We start from the raw sequence: 18,914 nt of genomic DNA on the forward strand, positions 1-18,914 counted from the left end.
CCCGCACACCCACCTCGGGGGTGTCGGGGCGAGACGGCGCCTTCGCGAGGCAGAGTATCCGCCCGGCCGCGTTCGATACGATGAGATCCGTAAAGGTGCCGCCCACATCGACCCCGATGCGGTAGCGCTCTGCCATAGGGTGTTCCTTTCGCCGGCCGTTACTTTTTCGCGTATCCCACGCTCTGGAGCGCTTCCTCGATCTCGGGGAGGATGGCGGGATCGTCGATCGTGGCGGGTATCTTGTATTCCTTGCCGTCGGCGATCTCGCGCATGGTCCCGCGGAGGATTTTCCCCGAGCGGGTCTTGGGCAGGCGCTTGACGACGGTGGCCTGCTTGAACGAGGCGACCGGGCCGATCCGCTCGCGGACCATCTGGACAACTTCCCGGCAGATCTCATCATTCGCGCGGTCCACGCCCGCCTTCAGGACGAGGAAGCCGAGGGGGACTTCTCCCTTGAGGTCATCGTGGACGCCCATGACGGCGCACTCGGCCACATCGGCATGGGACGATAGCACTTCTTCCATCGCGCCGGTGGAGAGGCGGTGGCCGGCGACGTTGATGATGTCATCGGTGCGGGACATGACGAAGACGTAGCCGTCCTCGTCAATGTAGCCGGCGTCCCCCGTCTTGTAGTAGCCGGGGAATTCGCTGAGGTAGGACGCCTGATAGCGGGCGTCCGCGTTCCACAGGGTGGGCAGCGTTCCGGGCGGAAGGGGAAGCTTCAACACGAGGGCGCCCATTTCCCCGGCGCCGACCGTCTGGTTGTCGGGCCCCACGGCGCGGAGGTCATAGCCCGGCACGGGCTTGGTCGGCGAGCCGTACTTGATAGGAAGCGTCTCGATGCCGACGCAGTTGGCGAGCACGGGCCAGCCGGTCTCGGTCTGCCAGTAGTGATCGATGACGGGTTTTTGGATGTGCCGCTCGGCCCACTGGATGGTGTCGGGGTCGGAGCGCTCGCCCGCGAGAAAGAGGGTGCGGAAGCCGCGGATGTCGTGGTTTTTCATGAGCCCGGCGTTCGGGTCGTCGCGCTTGATGGCGCGGAAGGCGGTCGGCGCGGTGAAGAGCACTTTGACGCCGTGCTCGGCGATGACGCGCCAGTAAACACCGGCGTCCGGGGTGCCGACGGGCTTTCCCTCGAAAAGGATCGTCGTGCACCCGTGGAAGAGGGGGGCGTAGACGATGTAGGAGTGGCCCACGACCCAGCCCACGTCCGAGGCCGCCCAGTAGACCTCGCCCGGCTCGACCCCGTAGACGTTCTTCATGCTCCATTTCAGGGCGACCATGTGGCCGCCGTTGTCGCGCACCACGCCCTTGGGCTCGCCGGTCGTTCCCGAGGTGTAGAGGATGTAGAGCGGATCGGTCGCCGCGACGGGAACGCAGTCCACCGGCGGGGCGTCCTTGACGGCGTCCTGCCAGTCGATGTCCCGGCCCGCGATCATCTCCGCCTCGGCCTGGGGCCGCTGGAGGATGATGCACTTTTCCGGCTTCGAATCGGCGAGGCGGATGGCCTCATCGAGAAGGGGCTTGTATTTGATGACGCCACTCGGCTCGATACCGCACGAGGCGGCGACGATGAGTTTCGGCTTGGCGTCGTTGAGGCGGGTGGCCAGCTCGTTGGGCGCGAAGCCGCCGAAGACGACCGAGTGCACTGCGCCGATGCGGGCGCAGGCCAGCATGGCGATAGCCGCCTCGGGCACCATCGGCATGTAGAGGATGACGCGGTCGCCCTTGTTCACCCCCTGGGCGCGGAGGGCGCCGGCGAAAACGGACACCTCGTCGCGCAGCTCGCGGTAGGTGTATTTTTTCTGGCTTCCGGTGACGGGGCTGTCGTAGATGAGCGCCAGCTGATTGGCCCGGCCGTTCTCCACGTGGAGGTCGAGCGCGTTGTAGCAGGTGTTCACCTCGCCGCCGACGAACCAGCGGTAGAAGGGCGGGGTCGTGTCGTCGAGTACTTTGTCCCATCTCTTGTACCAGTGGATGTCCTCGGCGGCCTCTCCCCAGAAGCCCTCCGGGTCGGTGATCGATCGTCGGTGGATTTCGTCGAACCGGCTGGCCATCTTCGCTCTCCCTCAAAGCAGATGGAGTCGCTGAACGGAACCGGCGCCCCGCCGTCTCACCGGAGGGCGGCAGCCGGATACCCCGCTTTCATGCGTGAATGGGCCCCATTTTAGGAGAAAACGGGATTCTTTGAAAGCGGAGCGAAACCCTTGCGCCGCGGGAAGCCTCCGCCCCCCGCGGGGGGAGGGGGGTGAAGGATTGCGCATTTTTATCGAAAGGCGCGAGGCGGCGGCTCTCCGCCGTTTCGCCGTGATGGGCCTCATGGGCGGGATGGTGGAGGCGGGAGGGAAAATTGATATGCGAATTAGATAAATAAATATAAATTGTGCAAGAATCGTAAGGGTCAAGCCAGGGTTCCTCCGGCGGCGAATGGGTTTCGGATGCCGCGGCGAGCCGCCGGAGCGTGCTGCAACTTGGCGGCGTCCGAAAGAGGGGCGGCACCTACATCGGGCCGAGGGGCCCGGGGAGGCATTGAGAAATGCAGTGGACAGTCGGGAAGAGAGTCTGGGCGCTGGCCGTCTCGCTGGTTTTTATCCTGGCCGTGATTTTTGCGCTCACCTATTTCGGGATTGACGACCTGGGCCGAACGGCTTTGGCGCAAATTCAAAAATCGAAAGAGGCGCCTTCCCGTTACGTCGAAGCGGTCCACAAGAATTCCATTGAGAGCGTTTCGCATCTCCGGGGCTGGCTGATCGAGAACGATCCCGCCCACAGGAAAATGAGGAAGGAAGTCTGGGACGATCTCAAGAAAAATTGGTCGCTGGCAAAACTTCGAATCCGCCCGCATTGGGACAAGGAAGAGTTCGCGCTTTTGCTGGAAGAGTCGGGGCGGCTCGTGCAGGTTTTCTACGAAATTCAAAATGAGATAGAGAGCGCCGGCAAGGGGGCCGCGCGCGTCGGGCCGGTGGTCGCAATGCTCACGCAAAGCCTGGGCCGGCTGGGGCGCATCTTTCAGAGGCTCGAGATCGGCGATCAGGCGATCATCGGTCACCGTGTCCGCTTTGTGAAAAACATCTCTGTCCTTCTGCTCGCGGCCGGCCTTTTTCTCGCCCTCGTGATGGCATACCTGGTCGTCCGGGGGCTGGTCCGCGTCCTGCGGTACAACGCCGAGGAGCTGGATTCCCTGTCGATGCAGATCGCCGCCGCCGCGGCGCAGCTTTCTGCGTCGAGCGCGTCCTTCTCGAAGGGCGCCACCGAGCAGGCCAACAGCCTGGAGGAGACATCCACCAGCCTGGAGGAGATCTCCGCCATGAGCCAGGAGAACGCCAATCTGGCCACCGGGGGAAAGCAGACCATGGACGAAATGATGATGGCGATGAGCGAGATCGACAGCTCCTCGCAGAAGATCAACACCATCATCAAGACGATCGACGGCATCGCCTTTCAGACGAACCTTCTCGCCCTGAACGCGGCCGTCGAGGCGGCCCGCGCGGGCGAGCACGGCAAGGGATTCGCCGTGGTGGCCGACGAGGTGCGGAATCTCGCCCAAAGGAGCGCGTCGGCCGCGAAGGATACGGCGGGCCTGATCGAGGAGAATGTCGAGAAAAGCAAAAGGGGGGCGGAGCTGGCCGGAAAGTGCGGAGATGCGCTTGCCAACATTCTCAACGGCTCGAAAGAGGTTGCAACCGGGGTGGAGCAAATCAGCTCGGCGGTGATTCAGATGGATCAGACGACGCAGAGCAACGCGTCGTCCGCGGAGAAGACGGCGGCCTCGAGCGGGAAGCTCAACAGCCATGCCGATTCGATGGAGAGGGCCGTGAGCGTGCTGCTGGGGCTGGTCGGTGCAGGGGCCGGCGAGGGAGGGGAAGACGAACGAGCGCCCGCCCCCCCGCGCCGCTCGCTCCTCCCCTGGAGGAGGAGCGCGAAGAAGAAGAAGGACCGCGCGCGCGAGGAGGGAAAGACCCGGAAAAAGCGCCCGGAGCGAGAACCGGTGGCGGATTGGGCGGAGGCGGAGATGCCCGTCAACGGTGGCGCCGTCCCGCAGGCCGCCGGGCGGGTCTCCTCCGGGGCGGGTAAGGAGGAGGATTTCAGCATGTTCTAGCACTTCGGTGCGCTATGCCGCCCGCCTGGAGATTTTTTCAACGGCGGGCGGTTTTTTTTCGGCCGTTTCCTTTCTTTCCAAACCCCCCCCGATGCCGTAGAGTGAAAAACCCGTCAGATTTCCTGGAAATCGGACCCGGCCCGTTCGCCGGGCCAGGAGGCGGGAGTCCCGGCGCATGGGGTGTTCGGCTCTTGGGCCGCTTCCCCGTCCAGGACCGTCCGAATCCCTCTGCGTGCAATGAGAAAAATGACGCCAAAAGACACTTATCGCATCGGCATCGATACGGGCGGGACCTTCACGGATGTGATCGCCGTCCGCGCCTCCGACGGCGCGGTTTTCTCGTCCAAAGTCCCCTCTACCCCGCAGGATCCTTCCCGGGCGCTGGCCGGCGCCATCGACAAGATCCTGGAGGCGACGGGCGCTTCTGCCGATCAGGTTGCGGCGCTCGTTCACGGCACCACGGTGGCGACCAACGCGCTGCTCGAGCGCGAGGAGCACAACATGGGGCTTCTCGTGAACGAGGGCTTCCGCTTTCTTCTCGAGATTGCCCGCCAGAGCGTTCCCGACGGATACGGCAACTCCTTTTTCTGGGTAAAGCCCCCCCGGCTGGTTCCGGCCCACCGCGTTCTCGAGGCGGGCGGGCGGATGGACTTCCGGGGCGAGGAGCTTCAGCCCCTCGACGAGGAAGCCGTCCGTGCGGCGGCCACGAAATTCCGCGCGATGGAGATCGAAACGATCGGGGTCTGCCTGCTTCATTCCTATGTCAATCCCGCCCACGAGCTGCGGGTGCGCGAGATTTTTGCCGAGGCGTATCCCGATTGCCACCTCTCGCTCTCCTGCGAGGTGCTGCCCGAGTACCAGGAGTATGAGCGGGCGCTCACCACCTTGATGGACGCTGCCTGCAAGCCGGTGATCAAGAGCTACATCGCCCGCGCCGCCGCGCTTGTGGCCGAGCGCCTGGGCGAGCGCACGCCGTTTTTGGTGATGAAATCCAACGGCGGGGGGATGAGCGGCAAAGCGGCGGTGGAGAGGCCCCTGACGACGGCACTCTCGGGGCCGGCCGGTGGGGTGCTGGCGGGCGCCGCCCTCGCGGGCGCGGCCGGGCTCCGGCGGGTGATCACCTTCGATGCGGGAGGTACCTCGACCGATGTCTCCGTTGTCGAGAACGGGGCGCCCCGCTATACGACCGGGGCGAAGCTGGGCCACTACCCCGTCAAGGTTCCCATGATCGACATCGAGACGGTCGGCACGGGCGGCGGCTCCATCGCCTGGGTCAGCTCCGAGGGAAGGCTTCGCGTCGGACCGCGGAGCGCGGGCGCAGAGCCCGGTCCGATGTGCTACGCGAAGGGAGGGAACGAGCCCACCGTGACGGACGCCCAACTGTATCTGGGGCGGATGCCGGATCGGCTGGTGGGCGGCGGCCTTGTCCTCGAAAAGCAAAGGGCGGATGAGGGCATCCTCCGCCTCGCAGGCGCGCTCAACCTTCCGCCCGAGGAAGCGGCGCGCGGCGTTCTCGAGGTTGCCGCCTGGAACCAGGCGCTGGCGATACGCCGGATGACCGTCAACCGGGGGAAGGACCCGCGCGACTACGCCCTCGTGGCCTTCGGGGGGGCGGGACCGCTCATGGCGGCGGACATCGCCGGGGTGCTCGGGGTGCGCGAGGTGCTGGTGCCGCCCCAGCCGGGCTGCGGGAGCGCCGCCGGTCTCGCCGAGGTGGACCTGCGGAACGATTACGTGCGGACGCGGATCGCGCGCCTCGATGAGGTTCCCCCGGAGGAGGCCGAGTCCGCTTTCCTGGAGATGGAGTGGGAGGCGCAGGCCGATTTCGCCAGAGAGGATGTCCCCGAGAATTCGCAGATGCTGCTCCGCTCGGCCGACATGCGGTATTTCGGCGAGGGCCAGGAGATGAACATCACGCTGCCGGGGAACGGCGGCTTCGCCAAATCCCTCGAGGCGGCGGTGACGGCCTTCCATGAGGCCTACCGGTTCGAGTTCGGATTCAACTACAAGGGCCGCGTACCGGTTGAGCTGGTGAATCTCAGGCTGACCGCGGCGGGGAAGATCAGGTGCGCGGAGCGGCAGAAATATCCGGCCGGCCAGGGCGCCGATCGGGCCCGCAAGGGGGAGCGGCCGGTCTATTTCCCGGAGGATGGCTTCCGGCCCACCGCCTTCTACGACCGGATGTTGCTGGGCGGGGGCGACGCCTTCGAGGGGCCGGCCATCGTCGAGGATTTCGGATCGACGACGGTGGTGCCGCCGGGCGGAAGGTGCGAGGTGGACGAATGGGGGAACCTGCGGATCGCCCTTCCTGCCGCGGAGGAGAAGGCGGAGAGCGCCTCGCCGGGGGCGAGCCCTGTTGTGCAGGAGATCGTCGAGGGCGCCCTCTACGCCGCCGAGCGTGAGATGGAGGATTTGGTCGAGCGCACGGCGCGCTCCCCGCTCATCCGCGACATGCACGACTACCGGGTCGGCCTCTTCGACCGGGAAGGGAACAAGCTGACGGGCCGCTCCTACTCGGCGGTGGTGGGCCCGGTGCTGAAAAACTGGCCGATCGGGGAGATTCACGAGGGCGATGTCTTTCTCTGGAACGATGTTTATCTCGCCGAGGGCGGCATCGGCCATCTGCCGGATTTGTGCTCGTGCGTTCCCATCTTCCACCGCGGCGAGCTGGCGGCCTTCGCGCTGGCCTTCGGCCACCACGACGACATCGGCGGAATGGTGCCGGGGAGTCTGCCCACCAACGCGACGGAGATCTTCCAGGAAGGGCTCCTCGTGCCCCCCATCAAGCTTTACGAAAAAGGGGTCCGGAACGAGGCGGCCTACCAGATCATCTTCCGGAACAGTCGCCTGTCCGAGCACCTGCAGGCCGACATCGACGCCGAGATCGGCGCCTGCCGCGCGGGCGGGGCGCGCATGGTGGAACTGCTCGACCGGTTCGGGCAAGAGACGGTCTTCGCGTGTTTCGCGGCGCTGCTCGATAAGTGCGAGAACACCATTCGCGAGGAGCTGCTCTCGAAGATCGAGGACGGCACCTACGAATGGGAGGACTACATCGAGAGCGACGGCGTGGAGAAGGACAAGCTCCACGCCCTCAAGCTGCGGATGACGAAAAAAGAGGGCCGCCTCATCCTCGACTTTTCCGGCACCTCGCCCCAGGCCAAGGGGCCCATCAACTGGCCGGGCAACTACGCGGACGGGGCGTTCCTGAAGAAATGGATCGGGCCCATCCTCCGCAATCTGGCCGACAGCTACGATCGGATGTTCGAGGTGGACATCAACGAGGGGATCTGCCGCCTCATTGACGTGAAGTTCCCGCCGCCGGGCACCCTGATCACCCCCGAGTTCCCGGCCCCGACGAACATGCGCACCTTCACCATCTTGCGCCTTCTGAGCCTGTTCTGCGGCGTGCTGGGCCTCGCCACGCGCGGCAAGATGCCCGCCGATCAGGAGACGATCCGCTACTGGGGCCTCCACGGCCGCGACGCGGACGGGAAGTTCTTCCTCTTCCGCGAAATTCTGGGCGGAGGCTCGGGCGGAAGGGAGTGGGGCGACGGGGTGGACTGCATCCACGTGGTGCCGAACAGCCGAAACCTTCCCGTCGAATTCAGCGAGAGCCGCTTCCCGGTGCGGATCGAGCGCCTGGGTCTTGCCGAGGACTCGGGCGGGCCGGGAAACCGGCGGGGCGGCCTTGGCTACTTCAAGGAGGTGCGCGTGCTGTGCGAGTGCGAGGCCCTGAGCAACGCGGACCGCTCGGTGCTCTCCCCCTGGGGGGTGAACGGCGGCCGCGCGGGGGGGCGCTACAGCGTAACCATCAATCCGGGAACGCCCGTCGAGAAGGAAGTGCCCGCCCTCAGCAACCGGATCCAGGTGCACGAGGGTGACCTGATCCGCGTGGTGACGACCGGGGGGGGCGGATGGGGCGATCCGGCCGCCCGTGAGCCCCAGCGGGTGCGCGAGGATGTCCTCCAGGGCAAGGTGAGCGCCGAGAGCGCCATGCGCCACTACGGGGTGATTTTCAAGAATCAGGAAGATTTCGAGCTGGACGGGGAGGGAACCGTCGCCTTTCGCCAGATGATGGTGTCGAGAAGAAAGAAGATTGGCTTTTTCGATCGGGGGCCGGGCTTCGACGCGCTCCGCGAGGCGTCGAACAGGAAGGAGAAAAAACGGAAACCTGTTCCGGGGAAGCCGCGCTAGCCGCCCTCGGCGGAGAGAAGGAGTTTCAGGATGAAAATGATCGACTTGAGCATGGAGATTTACAGGGGAATGCCGATCTACCCGGATCTGCCGGGTCCGAGCCTGGCCGTGGACGAGGATTGGGACACGGTGGCGCGGCGGACCGGCTCGATCAACTACGGGGCCCCCATCGTGACGAATCACTGCGTTATTTTCATGAGCGATCACACCGGGACGCACATCGACTCGCCCTGGCACAACAACCCCGAGGGGTTCGCCACCGAGCGGATCCCGCTGGAGTGGACCTTCTCGGATGGCGTGGTGCTTGATTTCACCGGCAAGGAAAGCGGCTACGAGATCATGGCGGCGGACATCGAGGCCGCCCTCAAGAAGATCGGCTATGCCCTCAAGCCCCTCGACATCGTCCTGATCCGCACCGATGCGAGCCGCGGCTGGGAGACGAACGAGCACTACACCCGCGATCAGCCGGGCATGAGCGCCGAGGCGACCCACTACCTGATCGACAGCGGGGTGCGCGTGATGGGGATTGACGCCAGCGGCTGGGATGTCCCCATCTGGAAGATGCACGAGACGCGCCGCTACTGGGAGGCGCACCGTGTCATGCTGGAGAAGGATTACTGCCACATCGAGAACCTGATCAACCTCCACCTCATCCCCCGGCCCTTCGGCTTCAAGCTCTCGGTGATGCCGATCAAGTTCCGGGGGATTTCCGGCTCGCCCATCCGCGCCGTGGCCATGATGGACGGTTAAGCGCGTGAAGCCGGGGAGGGGTGGCCGGCTCCTCCCGGGAGGGACAAGGCAATGAAGGACCTGATCGACCGGATGGGCGCCTGCGATGCGGCGAACGACGCGGCGCTCGCGCGCCTGCAGGCGGCGCGGCCCTTCTGGGTGGATGTGGGCGTTGCGGGAGAGGTGGTGCCCGGCCTGGGCGGGCGGATGATTCTGCACGCGGGCCCGCCGGTCGCCTGGGAGAAAATGTGCGGCCCGCTGCGGGGGGCGATCGTGGGCGCGTGCATTTTCGAGGGCTGGGCGAAGGGTGCCGCAGCGGCCGAGCGCCTCGCCGCGAGCGGGGAGATCGCCTTCGCGCCGAACCACCACCATTCGGCGGTGGGGCCGATGGCGGGGGTGATGTCGCCCTCGATGCCGGTCTTCATCCTGGAGAACCGGGCGCCGGCCGATCTCGGCGGCGGCGGGCGCGCCTTCTGCACCATGAACGAGGGGCTGGGGAAGGTGCTCCGCTACGGCGCCTACGACGATGAGGTGCTGGGCCGCCTCCGCTGGATGCGCGATGAGCTGGCCCCCGCCATGAAGGCGACGGTGGATTCCATGGGGGGGCTCGATCTCAAGAACATCATCGCCCGCGCCCTGCACATGGGCGATGAGCTGCACAACCGCAACGTGGCGGCGACGGTCACGTTCGTCCAGGTGACGATCCCCCATCTGGTTCGCGGGGTCGGGGACGCGGAAGTGGCCAGCCGGGTGGCGGCGTTCATTGCCGGGAACGATCATTTCTTCCTGAATTTCGGGATGCCCGCCGCGAAGGTCTCCCTCGAAGCGATGGCGGGGGTGGAGAACTGCTCGCTGGTCTATACCATGGCGCGCAACGGGACTGAGTTCGGCATCCGGGTGAGCGGGATGGCGGAGCGGTGGTTCACCGCCCCGGCCACGATCCCGATCGGGCTCTTCTTTCCGGGCTTCACGCAGGCGGATGCCAATCTCGACATCGGCGATTCGGCCATCATGGAGACCCTGGGGGTGGGCGGCTTTGCGATGGGCGCCGCGCCGGCCATCGTCCTGTTCGTGGGGGGCACGACCGGCGACGCGATCCGGGCGACGAACGAGATGTACGGGATCACCTGGGGGAGGAGCCAGGACTACACCCTCCCTTCGTTCGATTTCGCGGGCACGCCCACGGCCATTGATATCCGCAAGGTCGTGGAGACGGGCATCTATCCGAACATCAACACGGGCATCGCCCATAAGGAGGCGGGGGTCGGACAGATCGGGGCGGGGATTCTCCGCGCGCCGGAGGCGCCTTTCCAGGATGCCCTGCGGGCGCTGGCCGAAAGGATGGGGGTCTAGTGCGCGGCGGGCGCTTCTCTCGCTCCGGGGCGGGGTTTGGGTATAAGATGCGCCGTCCCACATGATGCGGCGATGACCACAAGGAGCGCGGATATGCCCCATCCCGGCGGCGCAACCCCCGAGGGTACGGCTTCTTACCGGGAGGCCTTTTCCGGCAAGATTGATCCGGCCCATTTCCGGGAGCTGAACGGCCTCTGGATGTCCTCGGTGGGCATCGGGACCTACCTCGGCGAGGCGGACGCGGCGACCGACGCCGCCTACCGCGATTCGGTCGCGGCGGCCGTCCGCAGCGGCATCAACGTCGTGGACACGGCCATCAACTACCGCTTCCAGCGCAGCGAGCGGAGCATCGCGGCGGCGCTCGATGGGCTGATCGCCGCGGGCGAGGCCCGGCGCGATCAGCTCATCCTCTCGACGAAGGGCGGTTTTATCCCCTTCGACGGCGCGGCCCCGGCCTCCCAGGAAGAGCTCATGGCCTACATGAACGAGACCTATTTCGGCCCGGGCCTTTGCGCCCCGGCCGACATCGCCGCCAACTGCCACTGCATGACCCCGGCTTACCTGCGCCACGAGCTGGAGCGGAGCCTCGCGAACCTGGGGGTGGAGAAGGTAGACATCTACTATCTCCACAACCCCGAGACGCAGTTGCAGGCGGTGGCCCGGCCAGTTTTTCTCGAGCGCCTGCGGACCGCCTTCGGGGAGTTCGAGCGGATGGTGGCGGAGGGGAAGATCGGCTGCTACGGGACGGCCACCTGGAACGGCTACCGCGCCCGGCCGGGCGCGGACGAGTATCTTTCCCTCGATGAGGTCTGGGCGGCCGCGGAGGCGGCGGGCGGGAAGGCTCACCACTTCCGCGTGGTGCAGCTCCCGATGAATCTGGGGATGACCGAGGCCTTCTCGCTGCCGAACCAGCGCTCGCGGGGCGAGGAGGTCAGTTTTCTCGCGGCGGCGGCGAGGCGGGGGCTCACGGTGATGGCGAGCGGGTCGATCCTCCAGGGGGCGGCGGCGCGAGGGCTCCCCCCGCTGCTCGGTGAGGTTTTCCCCGGCTTCCGGATGGACGCCCAGCGGGCGATCCAGTTCACCCGGAGCACGCCGGGCGTCGGGGTCGCCCTCGTCGGAATGCGGCAGCTCGGGCATGTGAAGGAAAACGCCGAGGTGGCGTGCCGGCCCCCCGTGGACTTTGATACTTTCATGAAACTGTTCCGGAGGGAGTAGTGATGGTTCCGGCGCCTGCGGGCGCCGCCGTTTTTTTTCAATACGCAAAGGAGAGTCTTGATGTCGCGTCCCTACTATCATCCCAATCCCATCCGGGGCGGGGGTCCCGAGCAGTACATCGGCGTTGACTATCCGCTGACCGAGCCCCGGAAAGAAGAGAAAAGAAACGTGCGCCTGGTCGCCCACTCGGATCTGAACGGCTGGGGCGACGCCTTCCAGATCCAGGTGGGCGGCGGGCTCTGCTACGTGGCGGCCTCGGGGGTGAACGGCCATGACGGGATGACGATTCTGGACGTGAAGGACCCGTCCAAGCCGAAGATCGTCAACCAGATTGTGGACTCGCCCGCGGCGCGGACCCACAAGGTGCTGCGGATCAACGAGGAGGTGCTGCTCACGAACAGCGAGCTGCGCCCCAAACTGCGCGCTCAGTACCCCGATGTGATCGGCGGGCTGCGCATCTTCGATAACCGCGATCCGGTTCATCCGAAATTTGTCAACTACATCGAGACGGACGGCTTCGGCATCCACCGGCCGATCTACGACCGCAAGCGCAATCTTCTCTACAGCTCGGGCTTCAAGGACGGTTTCACGGGCAAGGTTCTCCTCGTGCACGACATGAAAGACCCGTGGGCGCCCGATTTGATCGGCGTCGGCTGGGTGGAGGGCCAGAAGGAAGGAGAGGCGCCCTCCTGGGACCCGGAGATCGTGGGGGACGGCGCCTGGCTGCACGAGGGCAACCCCTTCGGAAATTATGTGACCTGCGGCTACTGGGACGCGGGCATCTGCATGTTCGACCTGACGAACCCCTCGGATCCCCGGTTCATGTGGCGGCAGAACCCCCACGAGAGCCACGGCTGGCCGGGCTGCTACCACAGCTTCCTGGTGCCGGATGGCTCGGAGTTCGGCATCGTCACCCACGAGACGACGACGGTGAACTGCGATCACCCGCCCGCCTTCGTCACCTTCTATGACTTGCGGAACATCCATGCGCCGCTTCCGGTGAGCACGTTTATGCCCTACGAGATCGATCCCTACGAGATGCGCCCGCTCGATGACAAATGGAACAAGACCGGCTCCCGCTACGGCGCCCACAACATCTGGCTCGACATGACGAAGGACGATCTGATGTACATCTGCTGGTTCAACGCGGGGCTGCGGATCGTGGACTGGTCGAATCCCTTCTCCCCGAAGGAGGTGGGCTACTACATCCCGGCGGGCGATAAAGAGCGCTTCTGCCCGCAGAGCAACGATGTGCAGGTGGACAAGGAGACGGGCCTGATCTACGTGGCCGACAGGTGGGGGCTCGGCCTGCACATTCTGGAATATACGGGGTAGGGCAGGGGAGGGCTCGCCTTCTCCTCCCTGTGCCGTGCCGGCGCTTTTTCCGCAGGGCGCCGTTCATCTGGAGAGTTGTTCATGGGCTGGGGGGCGCGAATCGAAAAAATCGACGGTTGGATCTCCGGCGAAATGGACAGGAACGGAATCCTCTTTCTCCGGCTTTCCCTCGCCGTCATCTTTATCTGGTTCGGCGCCCTCAAGCCCTTCGGGATGTCCCCGGCCGAGGAGCTGGTGAAGCGGACGGTCTACTGGGTGCCGCCCGAAATTTTCGTGCCGGTGCTGGGCTGGTGGGAGGTGGCGATCGGGGTCGGGCTCTTGTTCCGCCCGCTCCTTCGCGTTGCGCTCTTCCTGCTCTTCCTGCAGATGCCGGGGACGATCCTGCCCCTCATCCTCTTGCCCGATGTGTGCTTCACCCGGTTTCCCTTCGGCTTGACGCTGGAGGGCCAGTACATCGTCAAAAATCTGATCCTGATCAGCGCCGCCCTTGTGGTCGGCGGCACCGTCCGCGCGAAAACCTGCCGCGAAAAGCGGATGTAGAAAGCCACCCCGCCCAGAGGATCTTCGTCCTCCGCCCCGGATGGGCCCGGGGATCGCATTGGTGTAAATTACCGGAGTCCGCGCCCGCGGGGGTGGCGGAAGGGTATACGCTGCGGACTTAAAATCCGTTGGGTGGAAGCCCATGAGGGTTCGAATCCCTCCCCCCGCACCATTTTTCTGCGCGCCGCCTGCTTGCGCTTCGCGGCCGCGATCTTGCCGCTCCGGATTTTTTTCTTTCTTTTTTTCTTTCTTTGATCGTTTTTTCCCGAAACTATCTGCGACCGGCGAAAGCGCAAAAACTGAAAGTTGCCCGGCTGAAACAAAGACAAAAGACTCCGGATAAACGCTATGAATCTACCAGTTCGTCAAAATCCAAAAATACTGAAATGCGGAAAATGGATTTTTGTCCTTTTCGAAAATGTTTTTATGGTTACGTATGCACATTTTTATTGGTGAAAGGGAAAAAGTCCGGTAACGTGCTTGTACGAGTTCAAAGACAGATTACAGATTAAAGATTAGTAACGCACATGGGAAAGAGAGCCGACGATGTCGCCCGATGTCAGCTACGCTTCTCGCCTCGATACATCCGTCAGGTCATCTGAATACCAGAATTTCGAAACGAGTTATTTCGAGTTTTTTCCCGCCATCCAGAGGGTCCTCTCGGAAACGGATCTCTCCCGGGTCCTGCAAATCATCTGCGAGGAGGCCGTCGGCGTTCTCGGCGCGAACCGCTCCATGCTTCTCCGGCTGCGCGCGGACGGCGGCCACGAGGTGGCCGGAAGCTACGGGATGCCGGAAGAATTCGCCGCCGCCGCCGCCGCACACCGCGGCCCCTCCGTTTTGCGCGATATCCTGAAAAGAGGGGAGATTGAAGTCGTCCCGGAGGTCTCGCGCGATTTCCGCTCTTTTCAACATGACGTTTCCAGGCAGTCGGGCCACGTGACCCTGTGCGCGATTCCGCTCGAGGCGGCGGGCGCTCCGATCGGCGGCCTGTTCATCTACTTTCTTCGAAAGCGCAACTTCACCCTCCACGAGCGGAGGCTCGCCACTTCCTTCGGTCAGCTCGCGGCGCTGATGATCGAGAAGGCAGAGCTTGTTAGTTCGCTCGAGTCCCGGGTTGACGAGCAGAGAAGCCTGGAGCGGGCGCTGCGCCACATCGCGTCGAACCAGAAGGTGGACGAGATCATCCAGGCGGTCCTTTCGGAGAGCAAGCCGATCATGGGGACGGACCGCTGCTCGGTCATGCTGCCCCACCAGAAAACCGGGGAGCTGCGTCTTTTCATCGGACAAGGTATTTCCGCGTCCTTCGTGGACAAGCTGGCCGCGCTCCCGGAGCCTTTTCCCATCGGATCGAGGTATGTTTCCAACCCCTCCATGGACAAGCCGACGATTATCCCGGACGCCACCCAGGACCCGGTTTATGGAAAAATCCAGGCCGAGGAAGGCAACCAGACCATGGCGGTTTTTCCGCTCCGCCTGAAAGATCGGAACCTGGGCGCCATGTTTTTCTTCTGGCCGCACCCGCAGGAAATCGGTGCCCAGAAGATCGCCCTGGGACAGACTTACGCCTACCAGGTGGCCATCGCCTTCGAGAAGGCCCGGCTGTTTGAAGAGGAAAGGGACAGCCGCAATTTTTTGATGAGTGTCATCGGCGACGCCGCCGATGCGGTCATCATCACGGGTTTCGATCGGAGGATTACCCTGTGGAATACCGGCGCCGAGAGGGTCTACGGATACACGAAGGAGGAGGCGCTGGGCAGCCACATCACCCTGATCATGCCGGAGCGGATGCGGGACGCCGTCCTGAAAAACGGGAGCCGGGTCCGCGAGCACAAGGAATCGGTATTTTTCGAGGCCCCGATGCGGGCCAAGTCCGGAAAGGAGATTCCCGCGAGCATCGCCCTCTCTCCGGTGAGCGATGAGGACGGGAACATCGTCGCGGTCGCCAGCATCCACAAGGATTTGACCGAGCGAAACCGCGCCGAACAGTCGCTGCGGGATAGCGAGGAGCGTCTCCGGAGCATCTACGATGCGGCCAACGACGCCATTTCCTGATCGATCTGGAATCGCAGAGGATCGTCGAAACGAACCCCCAAGCATCCCGGATGCTCGGCTACACCCGGGAGGAGCTCGCGGGGATGCTCATTCAGCAGATTCATCCCCATGAAATGCCGCTTCTGCTTTCCATGATGAATGAACTGCGCGAGGGAAGGGTGGTCCGCACCGACCGGCTCTCGTGCCTGACGAAATCGAAGGAGAGCATCCCTGCGGAAATTTCCTTTTCCAGCGTGGAGATCAAGGGCCGGCCATTCGTCATGGCGATCGTGCGCGACATCACGGAAAGAATACGCGCCGAGAAAGAGCAGGAGTTGTACGTCGAGCACCTGAAGGCGCTGAACAATCTAACCCAAAAAATTACGACCAGCCTGGATCTGGAAGAGGTGCTCCGCTATATCACTGATTCGGCCGGTTTCCTCTTGAGCGTTCCTTTCGTTCAGATTTTTATCAACGAGGGGGGGTATCTGGTTCTCAAGGCGCGGAACCGGGACGGGTGGGATCTGGGGGACCGGGCGTTCCCGATCGGAAAGGGCGCCGTCGGGTATGTCGCAGAGCGCGGCGAGATTATCTACAGCGAAAATGTTCAGGAAGATTCGATCTGGCAGTTCAAGAATATCGCGGTAGAATACAGTCTGGTCTCGTTCTTGGGTGTTCCCTTGTTGAGCGAGGGGAATGTGTATGGCGTTCTCTCGTGCCTGACCCAGGAGAAGAGAGCGTTTACCAAGGATGAGTACGAACTCATCTCCGCTTTCGCGAACGCGGCGTCCGTCGCCCTCCAGAACGCAGAGGTCCACTCGCGGCTGGAAGCTTCCTTCGATGAACTGCACAAGCAGCAAAAGATGATCGTGCGGGCCGAGAAGCTCTCCTCGCTCGGCGTTCTCGCCGCGGGGGCGGCGCATGAGATCCTGAACCCGGCCAACATCATCAGCATCCGCGCCCAGCGCCTCGCCGAAAAAAGCGTGGGCGGAACCCAGGAGCACAAGGCGGCCGAGATCATCCTGCACAATGTCCGGCGGATTTCGCGGATTTGCGACGACTTGAGGCGCTTCTCCCGCGATGAGCCGCCCGCGATGGCGCCCTTTGATCCGGACGAGGTGCTCCGGGAGTCGGTCGGGTTCATGGAGTCGGAGATCCGCGCGGCCGGCGTCGCGTGCCGTCTGGAGCTGAATCCGGGGCCGGTCGCCGTCCGGGGCGATTCGCATCAAATCCAGCAGGTGTTCATCAACCTGCTGAGCAACGCCCGGGACGCCATGCCCGGGGGAGGGCGGCTGCGCGTCGCCTCGCGGGAGATCGAGGAGGACGGCAAGAGATGGTGGGAGGCGCGCTTTTCAGATTCGGGCGCGGGGATTCCGGAGGACACCCAGGGCCAGATATTCGATCCCTTCTTCACCACCAAGCCCGAGGACCGCGGCACGGGCCTGGGCCTCTCGGTCTCACACGGGATCATCGAAAACCATGGCGGAAAGATTTGGGTCGAATCGACTCCCGGCCAGGGAGCGACCTTTTATGTACGACTGGAAGTATTTCTGCAAGGAGGATGACGGAAATGTCTAAAATGTTGATCGTTGATGATGAGCAGGGAGTTTTGGATGAATTGACCGAGGTTTTCTCCGAGTACGGCTATGAGATATCCACCGCCACGAACGGGAGGGATGCGATCGCCTTCGCTCTCGAGCGCCAGCCCGACATCATGCTGCTCGACATCCGGATGCCGGGGATGGATGGGCTCGAAACGCTGAAGCGAATCAAAGAGATCCGCCCCGATCAGGGTGTGATCATGGTGACGGCCGTCCAGGAGGAAGGGCTGGCCAAGCAGGCGATGGCGCTGGGCGCGTTCGACTACATCACCAAGCCGGTGGATTTGAACTACCTCAGGACGAGCGTGGTCATCAAAATAATCAACATGTTCTCCGAGGATGAGGTCACCCTGTCCTCCGGGAGCGAAAGCGCCATCTAGAATCGGCTGAGAGTGGTTGCGGCGGTTCAGTCCCAGAACTTCGGAAGAGAGAGGTAGCCCTCGCGCGGAAGGCGCTCGACCGGCGGCCGGCCGTACATTTCCCCGAACCGCTGCAGGCTGCGCACATGGGCGAGTATCTCCCAGTGAATCTGCCGCAGGGCCGCCCCCAGGGTGATGAGAAAATGGCCCTCCCGCTCGGGGCTCTCGCGCACACCGATGGGGTGCAGCCCAGCGGCCCGGCGCCAGAACTCGAGCGCGCTCTCCTCGGCGTGCTCATCCTCCCGGACCTCGTCGAGATCGACCTCCCAGACGCAGGTCACCGCCAGAAGCCCATCGGGACCCTCCCGGTCCAGGACCTCGAGCGCAAATCCGATCATCTCGCGCAATAAGGAAAGGAGCGATTCCCGATCGTGGCACACCCCGGCCGGTATCCAGCGGCCGGGAGTGCTCTGGATGGCCGCCATGTCCACCGGGGGCAGCGCGTGGCCCCTCTCGCGGAGCGGCGCCCGCAGCAGATCGAGCAGCCAGCGGCAGGGCACGTAGGCGATGTGGCGAAGCTGAATCTCGGGCGACCATCTGGCCCATGCGGGCGCATCCAGTGAGCGGGTGAATTCCGCATCCGGAAATGACGCGACCTCCCGGGCCACCCTTTCGGGGTCCGCGGCGAGGGCGGCGCGAAGGCGGGGAATTTCTTCCTGCATGGCGGCGCGTTCGTCCATTTTTTTTCTCCCGAAGAGGACCGCGAATCCAAACCTATCATCAGGGCTCCGGGCCGGGCAATTCCCTTCCGCGCCCCGCCTTTCCTCCAGGGGCGTTTCTTTATAGATTGGTGGCGCCCGGTTTTCTTGCCCTCGGAATCTTCAGGTGCCCTCGAGTCTCCAGATGAAAGGAAGGGGATGTGGTGGCCGGAAACGATAAGCTGATCCTCATCGGAGGCGGCGTGCGCTCGGGGAAGAGCCGCCTCGCCCTTGCGCTCGCCCGGGAGCTGGGGGAGCGCCGCGTCTTTCTCGCCACCGCCGAGGCGGGCGATGCGGAGATGCGCGAGCGCATCGCGGCCCACCGCGCCGAGCGGGGAGATGACTTCGAAACCATCGAGGAGCCGGCGGCGCTGGCGGCGGCGCTGGGGCGGATCGGGAGAGCGAATGTCGTGGTGATCGACTGCGTGACGTTCTGGCTCTCGAACCTGCTCCTGCGGGGGGATGCGCCCGGAGAGATATTGCAGAAAGCGGACGCGCTGCTCGCTTCCCTTCAGAGTCTTTCCTGCCATGTCATTTTGGTGACCAATGAAGTCGGGATGGGGGTGGTGCCCGAATCCGCCCTGGGACGGCAGTTCCGCGATCTGACCGGGACCGTGAACGCCCGGATCGCCCGCCGGGCGGATGAGGTCTACTTCTCGGCGCTGGGGATGATGCTTCGCCTCAAGCCGGGGCCAAT

Annotated in this window: 14 protein-coding genes and 1 tRNA gene; 12 read left to right on the plus strand and 3 right to left on the minus strand. The window is 64.2% G+C overall.

The window, feature by feature from the left end; genetic code table 11:
* A partial coding sequence (locus O2807_02015; GenBank protein ID MDA0999280.1) for a hypothetical protein occupies positions 1-136 on the minus strand: 136 nt, incomplete at its 3' end.
* A gap of 22 nt (positions 137-158) precedes the next feature.
* On the minus strand, positions 159-2,057 hold the full coding sequence (locus O2807_02020; protein ID MDA0999281.1) for a propionyl-CoA synthetase: 1,899 nt from the start codon (positions 2,055-2,057) through the stop codon (positions 159-161).
* Positions 2,058-2,536: 479 nt separating this feature from the next.
* On the opposite strand from O2807_02020, the gene O2807_02025 reads away from it, so the two are divergent.
* The 11 genes from O2807_02025 to O2807_02075 all read left to right on the plus strand — a co-directional run bounded on the left by O2807_02025 (position 2,537) and on the right by O2807_02075 (position 17,480).
* The gene (locus O2807_02025; GenBank protein MDA0999282.1) at positions 2,537-4,099 is read left to right on the plus strand and encodes a methyl-accepting chemotaxis protein; all 1,563 of its coding nucleotides are present in this window, start codon (positions 2,537-2,539) and stop codon (positions 4,097-4,099) included.
* A gap of 246 nt (positions 4,100-4,345) precedes the next feature.
* Complete coding sequence (locus tag O2807_02030; protein ID MDA0999283.1) at positions 4,346-8,293, plus strand: hydantoinase B/oxoprolinase family protein; 3,948 nt, start codon at positions 4,346-4,348, stop codon at positions 8,291-8,293.
* 30 nt (positions 8,294-8,323) lie between these two features.
* The gene (locus O2807_02035) at positions 8,324-9,043 is read left to right on the plus strand and encodes a cyclase family protein (protein MDA0999284.1); all 720 of its coding nucleotides are present in this window, start codon (positions 8,324-8,326) and stop codon (positions 9,041-9,043) included.
* A 51-nt stretch (positions 9,044-9,094) separates the two neighbouring features.
* Positions 9,095-10,375, plus strand: a complete 1,281-nt coding sequence (locus O2807_02040; GenBank protein ID MDA0999285.1) for a DUF1116 domain-containing protein — start codon at positions 9,095-9,097, stop codon at positions 10,373-10,375.
* Positions 10,376-10,468: 93 nt separating this feature from the next.
* Positions 10,469-11,590 carry an aldo/keto reductase gene (locus tag O2807_02045; protein ID MDA0999286.1) on the plus strand — a complete coding sequence of 374 codons (1,122 nt, stop codon included), beginning with the start codon at positions 10,469-10,471 and terminating at the stop codon, positions 11,588-11,590.
* 60 nt (positions 11,591-11,650) lie between these two features.
* Positions 11,651-12,925, plus strand: coding sequence for a hypothetical protein (locus O2807_02050; GenBank protein ID MDA0999287.1), 1,275 nt, complete (start codon positions 11,651-11,653; stop codon positions 12,923-12,925).
* Positions 12,926-13,006: 81 nt separating this feature from the next.
* Positions 13,007-13,465 carry a hypothetical protein gene (locus O2807_02055; GenBank protein ID MDA0999288.1) on the plus strand — a complete coding sequence of 153 codons (459 nt, stop codon included), beginning with the start codon at positions 13,007-13,009 and terminating at the stop codon, positions 13,463-13,465.
* A gap of 86 nt (positions 13,466-13,551) precedes the next feature.
* A tRNA-Leu gene (locus tag O2807_02060) sits at positions 13,552-13,637 on the plus strand.
* Between the two features lie 374 nt (positions 13,638-14,011).
* Complete coding sequence (locus O2807_02065; GenBank protein ID MDA0999289.1) at positions 14,012-15,520, plus strand: GAF domain-containing protein; 1,509 nt, start codon at positions 14,012-14,014, stop codon at positions 15,518-15,520.
* Between the two features lie 20 nt (positions 15,521-15,540).
* Complete coding sequence (locus O2807_02070; protein MDA0999290.1) at positions 15,541-17,064, plus strand: ATP-binding protein; 1,524 nt, start codon at positions 15,541-15,543, stop codon at positions 17,062-17,064.
* 5 nt (positions 17,065-17,069) lie between these two features.
* Positions 17,070-17,480 (plus strand): response regulator, encoded by a 411-nt coding sequence (locus O2807_02075; GenBank protein ID MDA0999291.1) that lies wholly within the window; start codon positions 17,070-17,072, stop codon positions 17,478-17,480.
* 26 nt (positions 17,481-17,506) lie between these two features.
* Here O2807_02075 and O2807_02080 read toward each other — a convergent pair whose 3' ends face one another.
* Positions 17,507-18,199: a hypothetical protein gene (locus O2807_02080; protein ID MDA0999292.1), complete on the minus strand. Its 693-nt coding sequence runs from the start codon at positions 18,197-18,199 to the stop codon at positions 17,507-17,509.
* A gap of 182 nt (positions 18,200-18,381) precedes the next feature.
* Between O2807_02080 and cobU the strand changes: the two genes are divergently transcribed.
* Positions 18,382-18,914, plus strand: a 533-nt coding sequence (cobU, locus tag O2807_02085) for a bifunctional adenosylcobinamide kinase/adenosylcobinamide-phosphate guanylyltransferase (GenBank protein ID MDA0999293.1), incomplete at its 3' end; no start/stop codon positions are given.

This window comes from bacterium (assembly GCA_027622355.1).
Classification (GTDB): domain Bacteria; phylum UBA8248; class UBA8248; order UBA8248; family UBA8248; genus JAQBZT01.